The organism is Rhizobacter sp. OV335 (assembly GCF_900142965.1).
GTDB lineage: Bacteria > Pseudomonadota > Gammaproteobacteria > Burkholderiales > Burkholderiaceae_C > Rhizobacter.
Map to the genome: position 1 here is coordinate 14,434 of NZ_FRCQ01000007.1, position 19,468 is coordinate 33,901.

At 69.4% G+C, this 19,468-nt stretch carries 19 protein-coding genes; 13 read left to right on the forward strand and 6 right to left on the reverse strand.

Annotation, left to right across the window (positions count from 1 at the left end; translation table 11 throughout):
* Positions 1-21: 21 nt before the first annotated feature.
* Positions 22-1,104 carry a S1C family serine protease gene (locus BUE42_RS09390; RefSeq protein WP_073464612.1) on the reverse strand — a complete coding sequence of 361 codons (1,083 nt, stop codon included), beginning with the start codon at positions 1,102-1,104 and terminating at the stop codon, positions 22-24.
* Between the two features lie 143 nt (positions 1,105-1,247).
* Between BUE42_RS09390 and BUE42_RS09395 the strand changes: the two genes are divergently transcribed.
* The 7 genes from BUE42_RS09395 (at position 1,248) to BUE42_RS09425 (ending at position 9,059) form a co-directional block, all read left to right on the forward strand.
* Complete coding sequence (locus BUE42_RS09395; RefSeq protein ID WP_073464614.1) at positions 1,248-2,072, forward strand: TatD family hydrolase; 825 nt, start codon at positions 1,248-1,250, stop codon at positions 2,070-2,072.
* Positions 2,073-2,603 (forward strand): DNA-deoxyinosine glycosylase, encoded by a 531-nt coding sequence (locus BUE42_RS09400; RefSeq protein ID WP_073464616.1) that lies wholly within the window; start codon positions 2,073-2,075, stop codon positions 2,601-2,603. It begins immediately after the preceding gene.
* 19 nt (positions 2,604-2,622) lie between these two features.
* Positions 2,623-3,393: a spermine/spermidine synthase domain-containing protein gene (locus BUE42_RS09405; protein ID WP_073464618.1), complete on the forward strand. Its 771-nt coding sequence runs from the start codon at positions 2,623-2,625 to the stop codon at positions 3,391-3,393.
* On the forward strand, positions 3,390-5,195 hold the full coding sequence (locus BUE42_RS09410; protein ID WP_073464620.1) for a GspE/PulE family protein: 1,806 nt from the start codon (positions 3,390-3,392) through the stop codon (positions 5,193-5,195). Before BUE42_RS09405 ends, BUE42_RS09410 begins: the two co-directional genes overlap by 4 nt.
* Before the next feature lie 163 nt (positions 5,196-5,358).
* Positions 5,359-5,820, forward strand: coding sequence for a tripartite tricarboxylate transporter TctB family protein (locus tag BUE42_RS09415; protein WP_073464622.1), 462 nt, complete (start codon positions 5,359-5,361; stop codon positions 5,818-5,820).
* Positions 5,821-5,833: 13 nt separating this feature from the next.
* Positions 5,834-7,339: a tripartite tricarboxylate transporter permease gene (locus BUE42_RS09420; protein WP_073464625.1), complete on the forward strand. Its 1,506-nt coding sequence runs from the start codon at positions 5,834-5,836 to the stop codon at positions 7,337-7,339.
* 94 nt (positions 7,340-7,433) lie between these two features.
* Positions 7,434-9,059, forward strand: coding sequence for a gamma-glutamyltransferase family protein (locus BUE42_RS09425; RefSeq protein WP_073464971.1), 1,626 nt, complete (start codon positions 7,434-7,436; stop codon positions 9,057-9,059).
* Here BUE42_RS09425 and BUE42_RS09430 read toward each other — a convergent pair.
* Positions 9,056-10,018: a GlxA family transcriptional regulator gene (locus BUE42_RS09430; RefSeq protein WP_073464627.1), complete on the reverse strand. Its 963-nt coding sequence runs from the start codon at positions 10,016-10,018 to the stop codon at positions 9,056-9,058. The genes BUE42_RS09425 and BUE42_RS09430 overlap by 4 nt on opposite strands.
* A gap of 113 nt (positions 10,019-10,131) precedes the next feature.
* Between BUE42_RS09430 and BUE42_RS09435 the strand changes: the two genes are divergently transcribed.
* Both BUE42_RS09435 and BUE42_RS09440 read left to right on the forward strand, forming a co-directional pair.
* The gene (locus tag BUE42_RS09435; RefSeq protein ID WP_073464973.1) at positions 10,132-10,434 is read left to right on the forward strand and encodes a putative quinol monooxygenase; all 303 of its coding nucleotides are present in this window, start codon (positions 10,132-10,134) and stop codon (positions 10,432-10,434) included.
* A gap of 308 nt (positions 10,435-10,742) precedes the next feature.
* Positions 10,743-11,270, forward strand: a complete 528-nt coding sequence (locus BUE42_RS09440) for a transglutaminase-like cysteine peptidase (protein ID WP_159445389.1) — start codon at positions 10,743-10,745, stop codon at positions 11,268-11,270.
* Here BUE42_RS09440 and BUE42_RS09445 read toward each other — a convergent pair.
* The gene (locus BUE42_RS09445; RefSeq protein WP_073464632.1) at positions 11,228-11,908 is read right to left on the reverse strand and encodes a GNAT family N-acetyltransferase; all 681 of its coding nucleotides are present in this window, start codon (positions 11,906-11,908) and stop codon (positions 11,228-11,230) included. The genes BUE42_RS09440 and BUE42_RS09445 overlap by 43 nt on opposite strands.
* 172 nt (positions 11,909-12,080) lie before the next feature.
* Between BUE42_RS09445 and BUE42_RS09450 the strand changes: the two genes are divergently transcribed.
* Positions 12,081-13,877 carry a DUF885 domain-containing protein gene (locus tag BUE42_RS09450; protein WP_073464634.1) on the forward strand — a complete coding sequence of 599 codons (1,797 nt, stop codon included), beginning with the start codon at positions 12,081-12,083 and terminating at the stop codon, positions 13,875-13,877.
* 24 nt (positions 13,878-13,901) lie between these two features.
* Here the strand turns inward: BUE42_RS09450 and BUE42_RS09455 are convergent, their stop codons facing one another.
* On the reverse strand, positions 13,902-14,714 hold the full coding sequence (locus tag BUE42_RS09455; RefSeq protein ID WP_083614013.1) for a transglutaminase family protein: 813 nt from the start codon (positions 14,712-14,714) through the stop codon (positions 13,902-13,904).
* A gap of 422 nt (positions 14,715-15,136) precedes the next feature.
* Positions 15,137-15,631: a hypothetical protein gene (locus BUE42_RS09460; RefSeq protein ID WP_073464638.1), complete on the reverse strand. Its 495-nt coding sequence runs from the start codon at positions 15,629-15,631 to the stop codon at positions 15,137-15,139.
* Between the two features lie 184 nt (positions 15,632-15,815).
* On the opposite strand from BUE42_RS09460, the gene BUE42_RS09465 reads away from it, so the two are divergent.
* Both BUE42_RS09465 and BUE42_RS09470 read left to right on the forward strand, forming a co-directional pair.
* Entirely contained in the window at positions 15,816-17,363 is a 1,548-nt protein-coding gene (locus BUE42_RS09465; RefSeq protein ID WP_073464640.1) for a methyl-accepting chemotaxis protein, read from the forward strand.
* 37 nt (positions 17,364-17,400) lie between these two features.
* Positions 17,401-18,315 (forward strand): DMT family transporter, encoded by a 915-nt coding sequence (locus BUE42_RS09470; protein ID WP_073464642.1) that lies wholly within the window; start codon positions 17,401-17,403, stop codon positions 18,313-18,315.
* A gap of 29 nt (positions 18,316-18,344) precedes the next feature.
* Here BUE42_RS09470 and BUE42_RS09475 read toward each other — a convergent pair whose 3' ends face one another.
* On the reverse strand, positions 18,345-18,569 hold the full coding sequence (locus BUE42_RS09475; RefSeq protein ID WP_047504444.1) for a hypothetical protein: 225 nt from the start codon (positions 18,567-18,569) through the stop codon (positions 18,345-18,347).
* Between the two features lie 203 nt (positions 18,570-18,772).
* On the opposite strand from BUE42_RS09475, the gene BUE42_RS09480 reads away from it, so the two are divergent.
* Positions 18,773-19,459, forward strand: coding sequence for a DUF6781 family protein (locus BUE42_RS09480; RefSeq protein WP_073464644.1), 687 nt, complete (start codon positions 18,773-18,775; stop codon positions 19,457-19,459).
* The last annotated feature ends 9 nt before the right edge of the window (positions 19,460-19,468 follow it).

Sequence of the window (19,468 nt, forward strand, 5' to 3'; positions counted from 1 at the left end):
CTCCGGGAAGGGCGATGAAGATCAGAACGGCGGCATGCCCGCCGCGCCGGCAGCGCTGTCGATCGGCACCGCGAAGCCGATGCCGATGAAGGTGCGGTGCTCGGTCGGGTTCAGGATCGCGGTGACGATGCCGACCACCGAGCCGTCCATCGTCACCAGCGGGCCGCCGGAGTTGCCGGGGTTGGCGGCGGCATCGAACTGGATCAGGTTGTTCAGCAGCCGCTGGCCCTGCGGCGAGCGGAAGTCGCGCTTCAGCCCGGAGATCACGCCGCCGGAGACCGACGGACCGATGCCGAACGGGTAGCCGACCGCGATCACCTGGTCGCCGGACTGCAGGTCGGAGGCGGAGCGCATCGTCGCGGCTTGCAGGTCGTCGGGGATGCTCTTCGCGCGCAGCACCGCCAGGTCGTGCTCGGGCTCGATGCCGACCACCGTCGCATCCGACTCGAAGCCGTCGGCAAAGGTCACGCGCAGCTTCTTCGAGCCCTGCACCACGTGCAGGTTGGTCAGGATGGTGCCGTTGTCGATGATCACGACGCCGGAGCCGGTGGAGGTCGACAGGTGCGGTTCGCCGGGCTCGGGCGTGTCGGATGCCGTCTGCTTCTTGCGGTCGCCCGGCACCGGCTTCGCGGCCTTCGGCAGCGGCACCGGCTTGGCGCGCTTCGCGTCGGGCGTGGCCTCGGCCTTGGCAGGGTCGGGCTCGTCGCCGTCGCTGCCGACCACGCGCACCACCGACGGGCGGATGATCTCGTAGGCCTTGGCGTAGGCGGACGGCAGCGGTTCCTTCTCGAGCGAGTGGCGCACCGCGGCGTCGATGTCGACCTGGGTCAGCGCGCGGGCGCCCGGGTTGAGGGCCTGCCAGGCGGCCACGCCGCCGAGCACCAGGATCGCGCCTGAAAGACCCCACAGCATGCGTTCATGGCGGCCGAACCAGCGGCGCCAGCGGGCCGGCGGCTGGGCCGTCGCCGCGACCGGCGGCGGCAGGGTGGCGGGATCGGTGGATGGCGCCACCGCAGTCACCGGCGATGCCGGTGCGTCGGGCGCTGCCGAGACGGCACCGGCGGGTGCCCGCCGAGAGCGGCTGTAGAGCGGAGCCTGTCTCATGCCTGCCTCCTGCGATGGCAGTCGGCACATGGAGATACAAAACTGTGCCGAACGCTGACGATGGCGTCACCGTAACACGGAGTCGACGGCTGTGCACGTGCTGAGGTACTACTTGACGTGCCGGGCAAGGCATCATCCGGGGGATGCGCTGGATCGACTCCCATTGCCACCTCGACGCCCCTGAATTCGATGCCGACCGCGACGCCGTGGTGCAGCGCGCCCGGGCGGCCGGCGTCACGCAGCAGGTGCTGCCGGCGGTGATGGTCGGGAATTTCGAGACGGTGCGGGCGCTGGCTCACCGGCACGGGCTGGCGTATGCGCTGGGCATCCACCCGCTGTGCGTCGACGCGGCCGGCGACGGCGACCTGGCGCTGCTGCGGCGGGCGCTCGAACGGCACATCGGCGACCCGCGCCTGGTGGCGGTCGGCGAGATAGGGCTGGACCATTTCGTGCCCGGCCTCGACCAGGCGCGTGGCGAGCACTTCTTCGCCGAGCAGCTGAAGCTGGCGCGCGAGTTCGGCCTGCCGGTGATCGTGCACGTGCGGCGCTCCGCCGATTCGCTGCTGAAGCACCTGCGGCGCATCGAGGTGCGCGGCATCGCCCACGCCTTCAACGGCAGCGCGCAGCAGGCCGAGGTGTTCATCGGGCTCGGCTTCAAGCTCGGCTTCGGCGGCGCGATGACCTTCGACCGCGCGCTGCAGATCCGCCGCCTCGCGCAGACGGTGCCGGCCGAGTGCCTGGTGCTGGAAACCGATTCGCCCGACATCCCGCCGCACTGGCTGTACCGCACCGCCGAGGAGCGCGCGGCCGGCGCCACCTCGCGCAACGAGCCGGCCGAGCTGGCGCGCATCGCCGAGGTGCTGGCCGGGCTGCGCGGGCTGTCGTTGAACGACTTGTCGCAACTGACACGCGACAACACGCACGCCGCGCTGCCGCGGCTCGCAGCTCTGGCAGACTCGCCCGCCTAGATGACGACACCTGAGACGCCCACCTCTGTCGAAGAGCCCGGCCTGCTGCAGGGCCTGCCGCCGGTGATCGGCCCGCGCACGCGGCTGGTCGTGCTGGGCAGCTTCCCCGGCGTCGCGTCGCTGCAGGCCGGCCAGTACTACGCCCACCCGCGCAACCACTTCTGGCCGATCCTGTCGGCGCTGTGGGATGTCGACCTGCGGGCCTTGCCCTACGACCGGCGCATCGACGAGATGCGCGAGCGCGGCCTGGGCCTCTGGGACGTCTACGCCCACTGCCGCCGCGAGGGCAGCCTCGACAGTGCGATCGAGGATGCGCAGTACAACGACCTCGCCGGCCTGAAGCGCCTCGCGCCCGGCCTGCAGGGCATCGCCCACAATGGCGGCGAATCGGCGCGGGCGATGCGCTTCACCGCGACACTCGGCGTGCCGGTGACGCGCCTGCCGTCGACCAGCCCGGCCAACGCGTCCTGGAGCTTCGAGCGCAAGCTCGACGCCTGGCGCGCCGCCTTCGAAGCCTGTGGAATTGCCTGATCCCGAACCGCTGCCCCCGATGCCTTCCCGCCCGAAATCCGAACCCGAACTCGTCCCCGCAACCCTCTCCGAGGCCGGCGGCGTGCGCTACCTGCACCTCGGCACGCCCTGGGTGCAGGGCGCGATGCGCGTGCGCAAACCGAACGTGATCGAGCTCGACTACGTGCAGCGCATGATGGTCTGGCTGCTGCTGATCGAACCCGAGGCGCTGGGCGAGGGCCATGCGGTGCAGCTCGGCCTGGGGGCCGCGGCGATCACGCGCTTCACCCGTCACATGGGCATGAAGACGACGGCCGTCGAGCTGAACCCGACCGTCATCACCGCCTGCCGGCTGTGGTTCAAGCTGCCGGCAGACGACGACCGGCTGCAGGTGCTGAACCAGGATGCCGGCCTGTGGGTGGCTGATCCGAAGAACGCGGGCAGCGTGCAGGTGCTCTGCGTCGACCTGTACGACCACGAGGCCGCCAGCCCGGTGCTCGACGACGACGCGTTCTACCGCGCCTGCCACCGCGTGCTGGCCGATGGCGGCGTGATGAGCGTCAACCTGTTCGGCCGCGACGCGAGCTACGAGCAGAGCGCGGCGCGCATCGCCGGCGCCTTCGGCGAGGCCTCGGTGTGGAGCATGCGGCCCACGCGCGAGGGCAACACCGTCGTGGTCGGCATGAAGGGGGTGGGACTTCCGTCCCGTGAAGTGCTGGCCGCGCGTGCCGACAACATCGAGGACCGCTTCGACTTGCCGGCGCGCAAGTGGCTGCGGATGATCCGAAACCCGAACGGGGCGACCCCATGACCGCAGCGGCATCCACGAAACACCCGAAGGGCGACAAGGCCGCCGCCACGCACCCGCGAGGCCGCCTGGAGTGGCGGCGCCTGCTGCACTGGCTGCTCGAAGACGGGCTGATCAACCGCGACGACCATGACCGCACCGAGAAGCGCTTTGCCGCCGCCGAAAGCGTGCAGCACCCGCTGGTGCGGCTGGGCAGCGCCGGCCTGTCGAACCCGGCCGGCAAGCCGTTCGACACCGAGATGCTCACCGAATGGCTGGCCGTCCGCATCGGCATGCCGTACATGCGCATCGACCCGCTGAAGGTCGACGTGGGTCGCGTCGGCGACGTGATGTCGATCAACTATGCCGAGCGCCGCCGCGCGCTGCCGCTGCTGTTCGGCGCCCAGGACGTGACGGTGGCGACCAGCGAGCCCTTCGACATCGCCTGGGCGCCCGAGATCGAGGCCCACACGCGCAAGGTGCTGCGGCTGGTGCTGGTGAACCCGGTCGAGGTGGCGCGCTACACGACCGAGTTCTACACGCTGTCGCGCTCGGTGCGCGCCGCGGCCAAGAACGGCGAGAACTCGGCGGCCGCGAGCTTCGAGCAGCTGGTGGAACTGGGGCGCAGCAACAAGCAGCTCGATGCCAACGACCAGGGCGTCGTGCAGGTGGTCGACTGGCTGTGGCAGTACGCCTTCGACCAGCGCGCGAGCGACATCCACCTCGAGCCGCGCCGCGAGCTGAGCCTGATCCGCTTCCGCATCGACGGCGTGATGCACACCGTCTACCAGCTGCCGCCCGGCGTGATGAACGCGATGATCGCGCGCGTGAAGCTGCTCGGCCGCATGGACGTGATCGAGAAGCGCCGCCCGCTGGACGGCCGCATCAAGACGCGCAACCCGAATGGCGACGAGGTGGAAATGCGGCTGTCGACGCTGCCCACCGCCTTCGGCGAGAAGATGGTGATGCGGATCTTCGACCCGGACACCGCCGTCAAGTCGCTCGACGCGCTCGGCTTCGGCAGCCACGATGCGCAACGCTGGGAAGGGCTCACCGCGCGGGCGCACGGCATCATCCTGGTGACCGGCCCGACCGGTTCGGGCAAGACGACCACGCTCTACTCCACGCTGAAGCGGCTGGCCACCGACGAGGTGAACGTCTGCTCGATCGAAGACCCGATCGAGATGATCCAGCCCACCTTCAACCAGACGCAGGTGCAGCCGGCGCTCGACCTCGGCTTCGCCGAAGGCGTGCGGGCGCTGATGCGGCAGGACCCCGACATCATCATGGTCGGCGAAATCCGCGACCTGGAAACCGCCGAGATGGCGATCCAGGCCGCGCTCACCGGCCACCTGGTGTTCAGCACGCTGCACACCAACGACTCGGCGTCGGCGGTGACGCGGCTGGTCGACCTGGGCGTGCCGCCCTACCTGATCGGCGCGACCGTGATCGGCGTGCTCGCCCAGCGGCTGGTGCGCGGGCTGTGCCCGAGCTGCAAGCAGCCCGATGACGCGGTGACGGCCGAGACGCTGAACGAAGTGATCAAGCCGTGGCGCATCAACGGCAAGGCGCGGCCCTACAAGCCGGTCGGCTGCCTCGAATGCCGCATGACGGGATTCCGCGGCCGCGTCGGGCTGTACGAGCTGCTGACGCTGAACGATGCGTCGCAAGCGGCGATCCACCCGGTGCCTGATGCGTCGAAGCTGCGCCAGCTGTCGCTGGCCGAGGGGCTGCGGCCCTTGCGGCTGGCCGGCGTCATGAAGGTGGCCGAGGGCGTCACCACGGTCGACGAGGTGCTGCGCTCGACGCCGGCCTGGGACGCCTGACGTCAACAGCCTGAAACCGCGCTGAGCTGACGACACGCTGACGACACCTGCGGACACAGTGCGCTACGTGTAAACCACACACGGGGCCTGGAGTGCGCTGCCTAGAATCAGCCGCAAGCTGTAACAGACAGCGTGAGCCAAAGCAGAACACGAGGAGCTATCCGTGAAGATCAAGAGCCAACGGGACTTCTGGTCCGGTTTGATGTTTGTCGTTGTCGGCGTGGTCTTCGCCGTCGGCGCGACCAACTACAGCATGGGGACCTCGGCGCGGCCGGGCCCGGGCTACTTCCCGCTGATCCTCAGCGTGCTGATGGCGCTGCTGGGCGCCTTCGTGCTGTTCAAGTCGCTGACGATCGAGGTCGAAGGCGGCGACCCGATCGGCGCCATCGCCTGGCGACCGCTGCTGGTGATCGTCGCGGCGATCGCGGTGTTCGGCGCCGCGCTGCCGCGCCTGGGCCTGGTGATCACGGTGCCGATCCTGATCCTGATGACCAGCCTCGCCGGCGATGAATTCAAGTGGAAGGGCGTCCTCGCGACGGCCGTCGTGCTCACCGTGGGTTCGTGGGCGATCTTTGTGCTCGGGCTGAAGCTGGTCATCCCGATGTGGCCCTGGTTCGTGGGCTGAGAAGGAAAACACCATGGACTTGTTGGGTAATCTCGCACTCGGCTTCAGCGTCGCCTTCACGGCGCAGAACCTGATGTATGCGTTCTTCGGTTCGGTGCTGGGCACGCTGATCGGCGTGCTGCCCGGGCTCGGCCCGGTGGCCACCATCGCGATGCTGCTGCCGTCGATCTACTCGCTGGATGCGACGCCGGCGCTGATCATGCTGGCCGGCATCTACTACGGCGCGCAGTACGGCGGCTCGACCACCGCGATCCTGATCAACGTGCCGGGCGAATCGAGCTCGGTCGTGACCGCGATCGACGGCTACCAGATGGCCCGCCAGGGCCGCGCCGGTGCGGCGCTGGCCGCCGCCGGCCTGGGCTCGTTCTTCGCCGGCTGCGTGGGCACGGTCATCATCGCGGCCTTCGCGCCGCCGCTGACCGAGCTGGCCTTCAAGTTCGGCCCGCAGGAGTATTTCTCGCTGATGGTGCTGGGCCTGATCGGCGCCGTGGTGCTGGCCTCGGGGTCGCTGATCAAGGCGATCTCGATGATCATCCTCGGGCTGCTGCTCGCGCAGATCAACACCGACGTGATCTCGGGCACCGCGCGCTACAGCTTCGACATCCCCGAGCTGACCGACGGCATCGGCTTCGTCGTGATCGCGATGGGCGTGTTCGGCTTCGGCGAGATCATCTCGAACCTGGGCATGCCGGCCGAGCACCGCGAGGTGTTCACGAAGAGCGTGAAGGGCCTGTGGCCGACCAAGCAGGACTTCAAGGACGCCTGGCCGGCGGTGCTGCGCGGCACCGCGCTGGGTTCGATCCTGGGCGTGCTGCCGGGCGGCGGTGCGCTGCTGGCCTCGTTCGCCGCGTACACGGTCGAGAAGAAGGTGGCGGGCGCGAGCGGCCGCTTCGGCAAGGGCGACATCCGCGGCGTGGCGGGTCCCGAATCGGCGAACAACGCCGGCGCGCAGACCTCGTTCATCCCGATGCTGACGCTGGGCATCCCGCCGAACGCGGTGATGGCGCTGATGGTGGGCGCGATGACAATCAAGGGCATCCAGCCCGGCCCGCAGGTCATGACGAGCAACCCGCAGCTGTTCTGGGGCCTGATCGCCTCGATGTGGGTCGGCAACGCGATGCTGGTGATCCTGAACCTGCCGCTGATCGGCATCTGGATCAAGCTGTTGACGGTGCCCTACCGCTTCCTGTTCCCGGCGATCACGCTGTTCTGCTGCATCGGCGTGTACACGCTGAACAACAACACCTTCGACGTCTACATGACGGCGGCGTTCGCGGTGGTCGGCTACCTGTTCTACAAGCTGAGCTGCGAGCCGGCGCCGCTGTTGCTGGGCTTCATCCTCGGGCCGATGATGGAAGAGAACCTGCGGCGCGCGCTGCTGCTGTCGCGCGGCGACTGGGGCACGTTCTTCGTGCGGCCGTTGTCGGCCGGCCTGCTGGCGGCCGCGGCGCTGATGATCGTGATCGTGCTGTTGCCGTCGATCAAGAGCAAGCGGCAGGAAGCCTTCCAGGAGGAATAGCGCGCTTCCAGTCAAAACACAGGCCGCCTCGAGCGGCCTGTTTCTTTTGGCGCGCGGCGGGCATCATCCGCGCATCACTTTCAAGGCGCTGCACATGACGACAGGGAATCACTTCGACTGGAGCGCGGGCTACACCAGCCAGCGCCTTCCGGTGTTCGGCCGCAACGTGGTCTCGACCTCGCACCCGCTGGGCGCGCAGGCCGGCCTGCGCATGCTGCTGAAGGGCGGCAACGCGGTCGATGCGGCGATTGCCGCGGCGGCCGCGATGACCATCGTCGAGCCGGTCAGCAACGGGCTCGGCTCCGACGCGTTCTGCATCCTGTGGGATGGCCAGGCGCTGCACGGCCTGAACGCGAGCGGGCGTGCGCCGGCCGCCTGGACGCCCGATTACTTCCGCGGCAAATATGGCCGCGACGCCAAGACCCCGCCGGTGCGCGGCTGGGACAGCGTCACGGTGCCCGGCGCCGTGGCCGGCTGGGTGGCGCTGAGCGAGCGCTTCGGCAAGCTGCCGTTCGCCGACCTGCTGGAGCCCGCGATCGAGATCGCCGAGCGCGGCTACGCGGTGCCCACCGTCGTGCAGCAGAAGTGGTCGGCCGCCGTGCCGGTGCTGGAGCAGCAACCGGGCTTCGCCGAGACCTTCATGCCGCGCGGCCGTGCGCCGAACCTGGGCGAGCTGTTCCGCTTGCCCGGCGCCGCGAAGACGCTGCGCCTGATCGCGCAGACGCGCGGTGCCGCCTACTACGGCGGCGAGATCGCCGAGGCCGCCGCCCGCCACGCGAAGGCCCATGGCGGCGCGATCCGCGTCGAGGACTTCGCGGCCTACCAGCCGGAGTGGGTCGACCCGATCGGCAAGGCCTACCGCGAGCACGTGCTGCACGAGATCCCGCCGAACGGGCAGGGCATCGCGGCGCTGATCGCGCTGGGCATTCTGTCGAACTTCGACATCGAGCGGCTGGCGGTCGACGACGTCGATTCGCAGCACCTGCAGATCGAGGCGATGAAGCTGGCGTTCGCCGACCTGTACCGCTTCGTCGCCGAGCCGGGCAGCATGGAAGTGACGGCCAGGCAGATGCTGGACGACGCCTACCTCGCGTCGCGCGCGAAGCTGATCGACATGAAGCGCGCGCAGGATTTCGGTGCCGGCAACCCGGTGAAGGGCGGCACCATCTACCTGAGCGCGGCCGACGAGAGCGGCATGATGGTCAGCTTCATCCAGAGCAACTTCATGGGCTTCGGCTCGGGCGCGGTGGTGCCGGGGTACGGTCTGTCGATGCAGAACCGCGGGCACGGCTTCAGCCTGGCCGACGGCAGCGCCAACCAGGTGGCGCCGGGCAAGCGGCCGTTCCACACGATCATCCCGGCGTTTCTCACGCGCGATGGGCAGCCGCAGATGAGCTTCGGCGTGATGGGCGCCAACATGCAGCCGCAAGGCCACCTGCAGACGCTGGTGCGCATGCTCGACTACCGCCAGCACCCGCAGGCCGCCTGCGATGCGCCGCGCTGGCGCTTCAACCAGGGGCTGGAGATCAACGTCGAGCGCGCGATGAACCCGGCGACGGTGCAGGGCCTGACGGAGCGCGGCCATCGCGTGGAGGTCATCAACGACTCGTACCAGGATTTTGGCGCCGGCCAGTTCATCTGGCGGCTCGGGGATCCGGGCAGCGAAGGGTATGTGGCGGCGAGCGATGCGCGAAGGGACGGGCAGGCGGTGGTGTTCTAGGACCCACCCGCCTGGCGCCCGCGGATCTCGCGCACGCCCTGGCCGAGCCGGCGCCTGAGCAAGGTTCGCAGCGTGACGCCATCCGCATAGCCGACCTCGGCCGCGATCGCATCGACGCTGTCGCGGCTCGTTTGCAGCCGATGCACCGCGAACTCGACGCGCAAATCCTGGAAGTACGACAGCGGCGTCTTGCCCAGCACCCGCTGCAGCCGCCGCGCCAGCGTGCGTTCGCTGCTGCCGATGGCCCGCGCCGCATCCGGCAGCGAAAAACCCTGCGCCAGGTGCGAGCGCGCCCAGGCCTCGTAGCGCTCGATCAGCGGATCGGCATGCGCGAGGTGGTCGCTGATCGCGTACGCCGCCTGCGACGGCCGCCCGTCGATCATCAGGTAGCGGGCGACGATGCCGGCCGAGGCCGGGCTCAGCTGGCGCAGCAGCCACAGCGCGAGATCCAGGTGGGCCACCGCGGCACCGGCGGTCACCAGGCTGCCCGATGGCACCAGCATGCGCGATTCGTCGAGTTCGACCCGCGGGTAGCGCTGCCGGAAGAACGGCGCCAGCCACCAGGTGGTGGTCGCCTGGTGGCCGTCGAGCGCGCCGGAGGCCGCCAGCATGAAGGTGCCGGTGCAGGCCGCGGCCAGCCGGCTGCCGCCCGCGCCGCGCTCGCCCAGCAGCTCGATCGCATCGCGCACGTCGGCACGCTGCAGCGCGGCACCCAGTGCCTCGGGGGTCTTGCTGCCCAGCGCCGGCGCCACCAGCACGTCGGGCGGCGGGCCTTCGTGCGCCGGCTGCACCGGCACGCGCAGGCCGTGATGGGTGAAGACGCGCCGCCGCACGCCGACCGGCCTCACCACCAGCGGCGCCTGGTCGGGCATCAGCTCGTTGGCGGTGCCGAACACGTCGAGCAGCGCTGCCAGCCCGGTGTCGAACACACCGTCCAGTGCCAGGATGTCGATTCTCATGATGGCAGGAACGGTAGCATGAATGTCGATTCTGCCAATAGGTCCGCAGGCGCCGCCGGCTCACACTCCGCTTCACCCGATCCGGGTTGATCCATCACTTCCAGGAGAACGTCATGACGGTCCACAAGGCATTGCTCGCACGACTCGAAGCCAAGCCCGGCAAGGAGGCCGCGGTGCAGGACCTGCTCGTCAGCGCCCTCGCGCTCGCGAACCAGGAGCAGCAGACGACGGTGTGGTTCGCGCTGAAGCTGGGGCCCTCGAGCTTCGGCATCTTCGATGCGTTCGCCGACGAGGCCGGACGCCAGGCCCACCTGGGCGGCGCGATCGCGCAGGCCTTGATGGCGAAGGCGCCGGAACTGCTCAGCCAGCCGCCGCAGATCGACCCGGTGGACGTGCTGGCGGCCAAGCTCGCCTGAGCGTCGCGGGGTCCGCGCGGCAGATCCTCACTGTTGAGGATCCCCTGCCGCCGCGGATCGGCGCAAGATCGCGTCTCGCCCGTTCATTCGGGTATCGACGTGGGGCCCTTACCGTGGGATCGATCGCGTCTGGCACTGCTTGCCCACGACGTGGGGCAATCTGTCTGGCATCTCTGCATCGGACGTCCTCATTGCGGCGGCATCGTCTCGCCCCAATGACATCCATTCGCTTTCTTGCCGCACTGCTGTGCGGATTGCTCACAGTCGCCGCGTCGCCGTCGGCGGCGGCCGAGCCGACCGATGAACCCATGTTGCTCGCATCGCTCAACGTGTCCGTCAACCATCGCATCGTGTACGACGGCGAGCCTCGGCGCAGCGATCCGGCCGCGCCCTGGGCCGCGCCCGGCGAGGTTCGCGAGCGTGGCAGCGGCGACTGCGTCGACTACGCGGTGGCGAAGTACTTCAGCCTGGTCGCCGCCGGGCTGCCCGCCGCGCAACTGCGCATCGCGTACGTCGAGACGCAGGCCGGCGCGCCGGACGGGCACCGGCAGCGCCACATGGTGCTGGCCTGGTTGCCGCCCGGCGAGGCGGACGGCGATCCGCTGATCCTCGACAACCTGGTCGATGCGGTGCATCCGCTGTCGCGGCGGCCCGACCTGCGCGTGCTGATCAGCTTCAATGAAGCCGGCATCTGGCACGGCCTGGAGCGCGGCGCGCCGGCACGCGACGCGCGCCGCATCACCGCCTGGGCGCGCGTGCTCGACCGCATGGATTCCATGCGGCCGGCCATCGCCTACAGCCTCGACAGCACCCGCACCGTCACCGGATCGAGGTGATCGCGGAAGCCCATGCGCAGGTAGAGCGCATGGGCCGCCTCGTTGCTGCACATCACGTGCAGGAAGGGCGTCTCGCCGCACATCACCTGGCGTCGAATGAGCTTGTTCATCAGCTTGCGCGCGAGGCCCCGCCCCTGGAACTCCGGGTGCGTGCACACGCCGCTGATCTCGCGGAAGCTGCCGGCGTTGGAGCGCTCGCCGGCCATCGCGACCAACCGGTCGTCGTCGAAGCAGCCGAAGTACTCGCCGAGCTCGATGGTGCGCAGGCCGAACGGCCCGGGGCGGGTCAGCGTCGCCAGTTCCATCGCCTGCGCCGCGTGCTCGGGGTCGAGCCGAATGGCTTCCGGCAGCAGGTCGTCCGGCGGCGCGTCGCCGCGCCAGACCATGCGGTGTATCGCCGCCTCGACGACCAGCTGCCAGTCGCGTGGCACCGGGCCGCGCCAGTCGGCAACGTAGAGGTGCTCGCCGAGGTCGCAGTGGGGTGAGAGGCCGTCGAAGTCGGGCCGCTCCAGGTCGCTGAAGGCGAAGATCGGCGAGAGGCCGGGCGCGTAGCGCCGCGCGCGTGCCGAGCCGACGGAGAAGTGCTGTTGCGGGCCGCTGAGCGCGTGCCAGAAGACGTTGTCGAGGTGGGAGTCCATTGGCGGACGATACGACAGTCGCGTGGCGGCCGGGGGCAGGGCGGCATGCGAAGGCTGGACTCCTGACACGCGACCGAACACTCCTGACAGTTTCGTGCAGGCCGTGGGCGTAACCTGCCGCGCTTGCCATGCACCTTCGTGCGCACCACCTCCGTTGCAAGGACGCTCCGCCATGATCCTGAACCGAACCTTGTGGGTCGCCGCCCTGAGCGGCGTGCTGGCCCTGTTCCAGCCCCCCGTCGACGCCGCACCGGCCTCCGCCCGCGACGCCACGCCAGGGGCAGCGCTCGCGACACTCGCCAGTCAGTACTACGACGAGCAGGCCCGGCTCGATCCGGTCTACACCGCGACGCTGGCCGGCGACAACCGCTTCGACGACCAGCTCCCGCTGAGCATCGCGCCGCGCGAGCGCAAGCAGCGCTTCGCGATGTACCACCGCATCGAGCGGCGGCTGGCGGCGATCGATCGCGCGCAGCTGTCGCCTGCCGACCAGCTGACGCACGACCTGCTGGCGCGCGAACTGCGCACCCGCATCGGCTTCGAGGCCTTCGACGATCACCTGCTGCCGCTGCAGCAGCTCGACTCGATCCCGGTGCTGCTGGCGACCTTCGGCAGCGGCCAGGGCGAGCAGCCGCTGAAGACCGTCGCGCAGTACGACGCCTACCTGAAGCGCATCGCGCGCCTGCCGGCCTGGGTCGACCAGGCCATCGCCAACATGCGCGAAGGCATGCGCCGCGGCATCGTGCAGCCGAAGGCGGTGGTGGTGGCGATGCTCGGCCCGCTGCGGCCGCTCGGTGATGCGTCGCTCGACAAGAATGCCTTCTACGCGCCGATCCGCAACCTGCCGGCCTCGTTCGGCGAAGCGGATCGCCGCCGGCTGACGGCCGCGTACCGCGACGTCGTGACGCACCGTGTGGCGCCCGCGATGCGCAAGCTGACCGCGTTCGCCGAGGGCGACTACCTGGCCGCGGCCCGCAGCACCGACGGCTGGGGCGCGCTGCCGAACGGCCCGGCCTGGTACCGCCAGTGGGTGCGCGACCAGACCACCACCGAGCTGGGGCCGGACGAGATCCACGCGATGGGGTTGGCCGAGGTGGCGCGCATCCAGGGCGAGCTCGCGAAGGTGGCGCCGCAGCTCGGCTACGACGGCGATCCGAAAGGCCTGCTCGGCTGGGTGCGCACCAACCCGACGTTTCTGCCTTACCGCAGCGAGGCCGAGATCCTGCAGGCCTACCGCGGCATCAACGAGCGCGTGAAGGCCAGCCTGCCGCAGCTGTTCGGGCGGGTGCCGAAGGCGCCGCTGGAGATCCGCCCCGAGCCCGAGCTGACGAAGGACTCGGCCTCCGACCACTACTCGCTGCCGGCGGAGGACGGCTCGCGGCCCGGCATCTTCTGGGCGGTGATCCACGACCCTGCTGCCTACGACAAGACGACGATGACGGCGCTGTTCCTGCACGAGGGCCAGCCGGGGCACCATTTCCAGATGGGCCTGCTGCAGGAGCTGACGCTGCTCGAGTTCCGCAAGCGGGTCTGGATCAATGCGTTCGGCGAAGGCTGGGGGCTGTATGCCGAGACGCTGGGCCGCGAGATGGGGCTGTACGACGATCCGGCCGCATGGGTCGGCGAGCTGCGGCTGGAGATCGCGCGTGCCGCGCGCCTGGTGGTCGACACCGGCCTGCATGCGAAGGGCTGGAGCCGCGAGCAGGCGATGGCGTACTGGCAGGCCAACGTCGGCGCGTCGCCCGAGCAGGCGCGCAACCAGATCGAGCGCTACATGGCCTGGCCGGCCCAGGCCCTGGGCTACAAGATCGGCTCGCTGAAGATCCAGGAACTGCGCGAACGGGCGAAGCAGGCACTGGGCGATCGCTTCAGCATGCCGGCCTTCCATGACGCGGTGCTGGCCGAGGGCGGATTGCCGCTGTCGGTGCTCGATGCGCAGATCGACCGCTGGATCGCGAGCCGGCGCTGAGGGTGCGGGCGTCGCAGGTGTCGTTCAGCGCGAGCGCTCGCGCTGGGCGACCTGGGCGGGCGAGGTGGAGGGCTGCATCGCGACGTGCCGCGGATCGTTGACGCGCAGCAGCTCTGCCATGGCGGCACGGTGCGTCTCCTGGCCGGGAAGGCGGGCCAGATGGTCGACCAGCACTTGCGCAGCGAGCACGGCGGACTCGCGCCGGGTAAGCACGCGCAGCGCAGAGGCGGGCGGTGTGCCGCGTGGCCGGGTGGTGTCGGGCTTCAGCTCGCCCGAGGTCGGATCGAGGATGCGAAGGGTGCCGGCCTCGTCGCGGTAGACGACGCTCAGTTGCTGCGGCGCGGTCGCGAGGCTGATGTCCAGGCCGAGCCGCTGGCCGACGATCGTGACCAGCATCGCCATCGACACGCAGTTGCCGCGCCGCGTCACCAGGTGGGTGGCCAGCAGCTTGTTCGCGATGTCCTGGCAGGCCGGGTCCTCGGCGGCGCGCAGCCAGGGGCGGTTGCCGTTCCAGTCGCCGGCGCGGTAGAGGTAGGCATGCAAGGCCTCGAAGCGCTCATGGCGGGTGGGTGCGGGCGGCAGCATCTCCAGCACGTCGGCCGCGATGCCGGCGAGCCGGCGCCGCGTGGCGTCCACGTCGATGCGCGGCTCGACCCGCTTGTCGATCGCGATCTTGACGTCGCCGAGGTCGAGCTCGACATCGGGTCGATGCAGCATCGCCTCGACGGCCTGCAGGTCGGACTCCGGCTGCGGGCGCAGCTCGGCGTGGGACAGCGTTGGGGACAGCAGTGAGGCCGACAACAACCAGCCTGCGAACAGAAGATGAATCCTCGACATCGTGGCACCCCGCTTTGAACGCTGGTGCGCCGCCCCTGCGTGCGCGTTGTGTGACCAGCGGGTGGACGCTAGTCAAGGACCTTGCAGCGAATGTGGGGAGATGACGGAGGGCGCCGGGAGAATTGTCGTGCTCGGTTAACGAGGCTCACGATCGGTTGCGTCTGGCGACACGGCGAGCGGTGGCGTCTCTGCAGGTGTGGCCACCGTCGGCAGGCCCAGCCGAGCCGCACTCCGCGCGAGACGCTCGGCGTCGCCGGTGCGCACTGCCGACCAGGTCAGCCACTGTCCTCTCCAGTGGTGCCGCCACGCGTTCGAGATCATGTGGGCGCACAAGGCCAGCCCGATGTCATTGATCACCACGGCACCCGCGCTCGCGAGCACCATGCACAATTGTGATGCGCCCTCTGCGGCGCGGCGCGAATCTACATTGAAAACAGCCGCCACACGCCGTCAACGTCCGTGGCGAAAATGACAAAGTAAGCTTGCTCGACGCCATTCTCCCGGATCAGGACCATCGCTTGAGCCGACGTGGCGGACACCTCCGTGACTGCGAATCTGGTGACCATGCCGGGCAAGGTGGATGGCGTGCTGGGCGTCATGCCGCCATCGGCATACACCTTGCGAAATGATTCACGCTGCGAGATGGCAATCTTGGCCAGAACATCTTCAACGACCCCCGTTCCCAACGTCGCCAGGAATTCCTTCCAGAGCTGGGTGATGCGGGCAACCTCATTGATTTGCCGGTTCGACTCGGAGAGCAGGCGATCGGTCCGGTCGTGGTTGTCGGTATCGATGTCGGTCGTGCCGGCCGCGCATTGGGCCGTCACGAGGTCCTGCCGGGTCGCGCCGTGGGCCGGCACTTGCAGGACAGCCAGGATGGCGCTCAGAACGGGGAGCGTGAGTTGCAGAGGCGGCATGGGTGCATGCGCAAAGGCTTGTTTCGCGCGCTCGGCATTGTTGCAGCACCGCAAGCCGCGCCGGTTTCCAAGGGAAAACCCTTAAGTTCTTCGCTGCCCGTCCGATAGCCGGACATTGCGTTGCCGTTGTCGGTGAATTGCCGACGGCGGCATCCCCGTCCCTGCAGTTCCGAGGACTTTTTCCATGACTTCCTTCTTCTCGCGCATGCGCCTGGCCCCGCGGCTGGCGCTGGCTTTCGGCCTGGTGATGCTGGTGACCTCGCTGGCCGCCGGTATCGGCATCTGGCGCCTCGACCGGCTGCAGGACATCGCCAACGACCTGGGCGGTGCGTCGTCGCAGCGCGCGCTGCTCGCCCGCGAGCTGCATTCGATCGTCGTGCTCAGCTCGGCCCGGGCCGAGACGCTGCTGCAGATCGATGATGCTGAATTTGCCGCGCGCATCAACGCCGACCGCAAGCTGACCTCGGCGCGCTCCGAAGGGGTTCGCAAGGCGCTGGAAGACCTCGTCGACAACGAGCGAACGAAGGAGCTGTTCGCCGTCATCGACGAGGCCGGCGGCAAATTCCGCGGCGTGCGCGACGGCCTGGTGAAGCGCAAGGCGGCCGGAGAGAAGGTGGCCGGCGACGACATCGCCGGCAAGCTGCGCCCGGCGGCCGACGCCTATGCGAAGGCGGTCGATGACCTCGCGGCGTACCAGGCGCAGCGCGTCGAGGAGGCGCGCGCCGCGGCCGGGCGCAGCGAGCGCGAAGGCATCACGATGCTGTCGATCGGCATTGCGGCGGGCGTGCTGGTGAGCCTGGGCTGCGCCTGGGCGCTGTCGCGCTCGATCGTGGTGCCGCTGGCGGGCGCCTCGCGGATGGCCGAGCGGGTGGCCGCCGGCGACCTGAGCGTGGCACCGGTGGCGACCGACTCCCGTGACGAGGTGCAGGCGCTGGTGTCCGACCTGGGCGCGATGCAGGGCAAGCTGGCCGAGCTGGTGGCGAGCGTGCAGCACGTCAGCGAATCCATCACGACGGCCAGCACCGAGATCGCGGCCGGCAACCTCGACCTGTCGTCGCGCACCGAGCAGACGGCATCGAACCTGCAGCAGACGGCGTCGAGCGTCGAGCAGCTGACGGCCACCGTGCGCCAGAGCGCCGATGCGGCGAAGCAGGCGAACCAGCTGGCGCTGTCGGCCTCGGGCGTGGCCTCGCGCGGCGGCGAGGTGGTGGCCGACGTGGTGCAGACGATGCAAGCCATCGCCGGTTCGTCAAAGAAGATCGCCGACATCATCGGCGTGATCGACGGCATCGCGTTCCAGACCAACATCCTGGCGCTGAACGCGGCGGTCGAAGCCGCACGTGCCGGCGAGCAAGGCCGCGGCTTCGCGGTGGTGGCGGGCGAGGTGCGCAGCCTGGCGCAGCGCTCGGCGCAGGCCGCGCGTGAGATCAAGAGCCTGATCGGCGACAGCGTCGGCAAGGTCGAATCGGGCACGCGGCTGGTCGAAGAGGCCGGCACGACGATGCGCGAGATCGTCAGCTCGGTGCGCCGCGTGACGGACATCATCGGCGAGATCAGCACCGCAGCCGGCGAGCAGAGCGACGGCATCGGCCAGGTGAACCAGGCGATCGCCCAGCTCGACCACATGACGCAGCAGAACGCGGCGCTGGTCGAGGAGTCGACCGCGGCGACGCAAAGCCTGAAGGACCAGGCGACGATGCTGTCGCGCGCGGTGGGCTCATTCAAGTTGTAGGCACGCCTCGCTCACCCTGCTCCGTAGAATCGGACGGATGAGCAGCACCAGCGCGGTACCCACGGCCACCACCCCTCAACGCCACTGGCCCGGCCTGCTGCTGGCGACCCTCGGTGCCATCGCCTTCTCGGGCAAGGCCATCATCGTCAAGCTGGCCTACCGGCACGACGTCGATGCGGTGACGCTGATCATGTACCGCATGCTGTTCGCGCTGCCGCTGTTCCTGCTGCTGTCGTGGTGGGCGGGGCGTGGCAAGCCGGCGCTGACGCGCCGCGACTGGATGGTGGTGCTCGGCCTGGGCTTCAGCGGCTACTACCTCGCGAGCTTTCTCGACTTCGCCGGGCTGCAGTACATCAGCGCGAGCCTCGAGCGGCTGATCCTCTACCTGAACCCGACGCTGGTGCTGTTCCTCGGCGTCGTGCTGTTCCACAAGACGGTGAACCGCCGCCAGCTGATGGCGCTCGGCGTCAGCTATGCCGGCGTGCTGCTGGTGTTCGGGCACGAGATCCAGCTGGTGGGCTCGCATGTCGCGCTCGGCGCGGTGCTGGTGTTCGGCAGTGCGGTGAGCTATGCGCTCTACCTGGCGTTCAGCGGCGAAGAGGTCAAGCGCCTCGGTGCGCTGCGGCTCACGGGTCTCGCGACCACGGTGGCCTGCGTGCTGTGCATCGGGCAGTTCGTGGTGCTGCGGCCGATGTCGGCGGCGCTGGTGGCGCCCGAGGTGATCTGGCTGTCGGTGCTGAACGCGACGCTGTGCACTTTCGCGCCGGTGCTGATGGTGATGATGGCCATCGAGCGCGTCGGCGCGACGGTCGCGGCGCAGACCGGGATGGTCGGGCCGCTGTCCACGATCCTGATGGGCGTCGTGATCCTCGGCGAGCCGTTCACCGGATGGGTCGCCGCCGGTACCGTGCTGGTGCTGGCGGGGATCTGGCTGCTCGCGAAGGCCCGCTGACTGTCTGACAGCCAGCGGGCCGATCCAGGCTAGGCTTCGTCCGCTTCCTTGCAGGACGGCGCGCAGACGAACTGGGTCTTGCCCAGCAGCTTGCGTGACTTCAGCGAAGTGCGCGCGCGGTGCTTGCCGCACAGGAAGCACGACATCGTCGCGGCGCTGAACACGCCGGCAGACGCAAACGGAGAGCCGGGGGCCTTGGTGCGATAACGCAGGCCTTCGGCATCGATCGAGTTCTTGACTTGGTCTTTGGCCATGGATCAGGGGGTTGCGGGCGCGGGTCGCGCACCCGGAGGGAAAGGGCGCGGATCGCAGGCCCCATAGAGGGCCCGCGGCCGCGCGGGTCCGACATTATCAGGGCTGGCGAGGTTTCCTTCTCGAAAACAGTTGGATACCCTTGCGGGGCGCCGGATTCCGCCGGCTGGCCACAAAACCGAGCATCCATCACCAGGAGAAGCGAATGAGCAAGTCAGGGATCGACCAGGACGCACTGATCGCCATGTTCTCGCAGGCCAGCGCCCGCCAGGGCGAGGCGCTTCGCAAGGCGGTCGGCGAGGCGACGTTGAAGGCGCTGCAGGGGCGCGAGCTGACGCTGCAGAACATCCGCGGCGTCGTGAAGACGGTCACCAAGGCCGCGTCCACCGGGCTGGCCGAGAACCCGTCGCCGGCGATCGACCCCGAGGCGCTGCTCGGCAAGGCCTTCGCCGGCATGGACGGCGCGCTGCTGCAGGCGGTCGAGGCGCACCGCAAGGCGCTGCAGCAGTTCGTCGACCAGGGCGTGGGCCTGCAGGAAAAGCAGCTGAAGGGCGCGCTGGCCGACCTGGAGAAGATGGAGGACACCTTCTTCTCGACCGTCAGCAAGGCCGCCGGCTCGGCCACCGAGCCGCTGCAGGGTGCGTGGAGCCAGGTGCTCGAGACGATGAAGCTGAAGGGCACCGACACCGGCGCGCAGGCCTCCAGCGCGGTCGAGCAGCTGGTGTCGCAGACGCAGTCGGCGATCCGCGACAGCCGTGCGCTCGGCCTGAAGACGGCCCAGGCGCTGCTCGACAGCTACTCGGCGCTGGTCAGCGGGGTGCTGATCGGCATGGCCGAGGGGCTGCAGGGCGGCGAGGCCGAGGCGCCGGCCGCGAAGACGCGGCGCCGCTGATCACCGTCG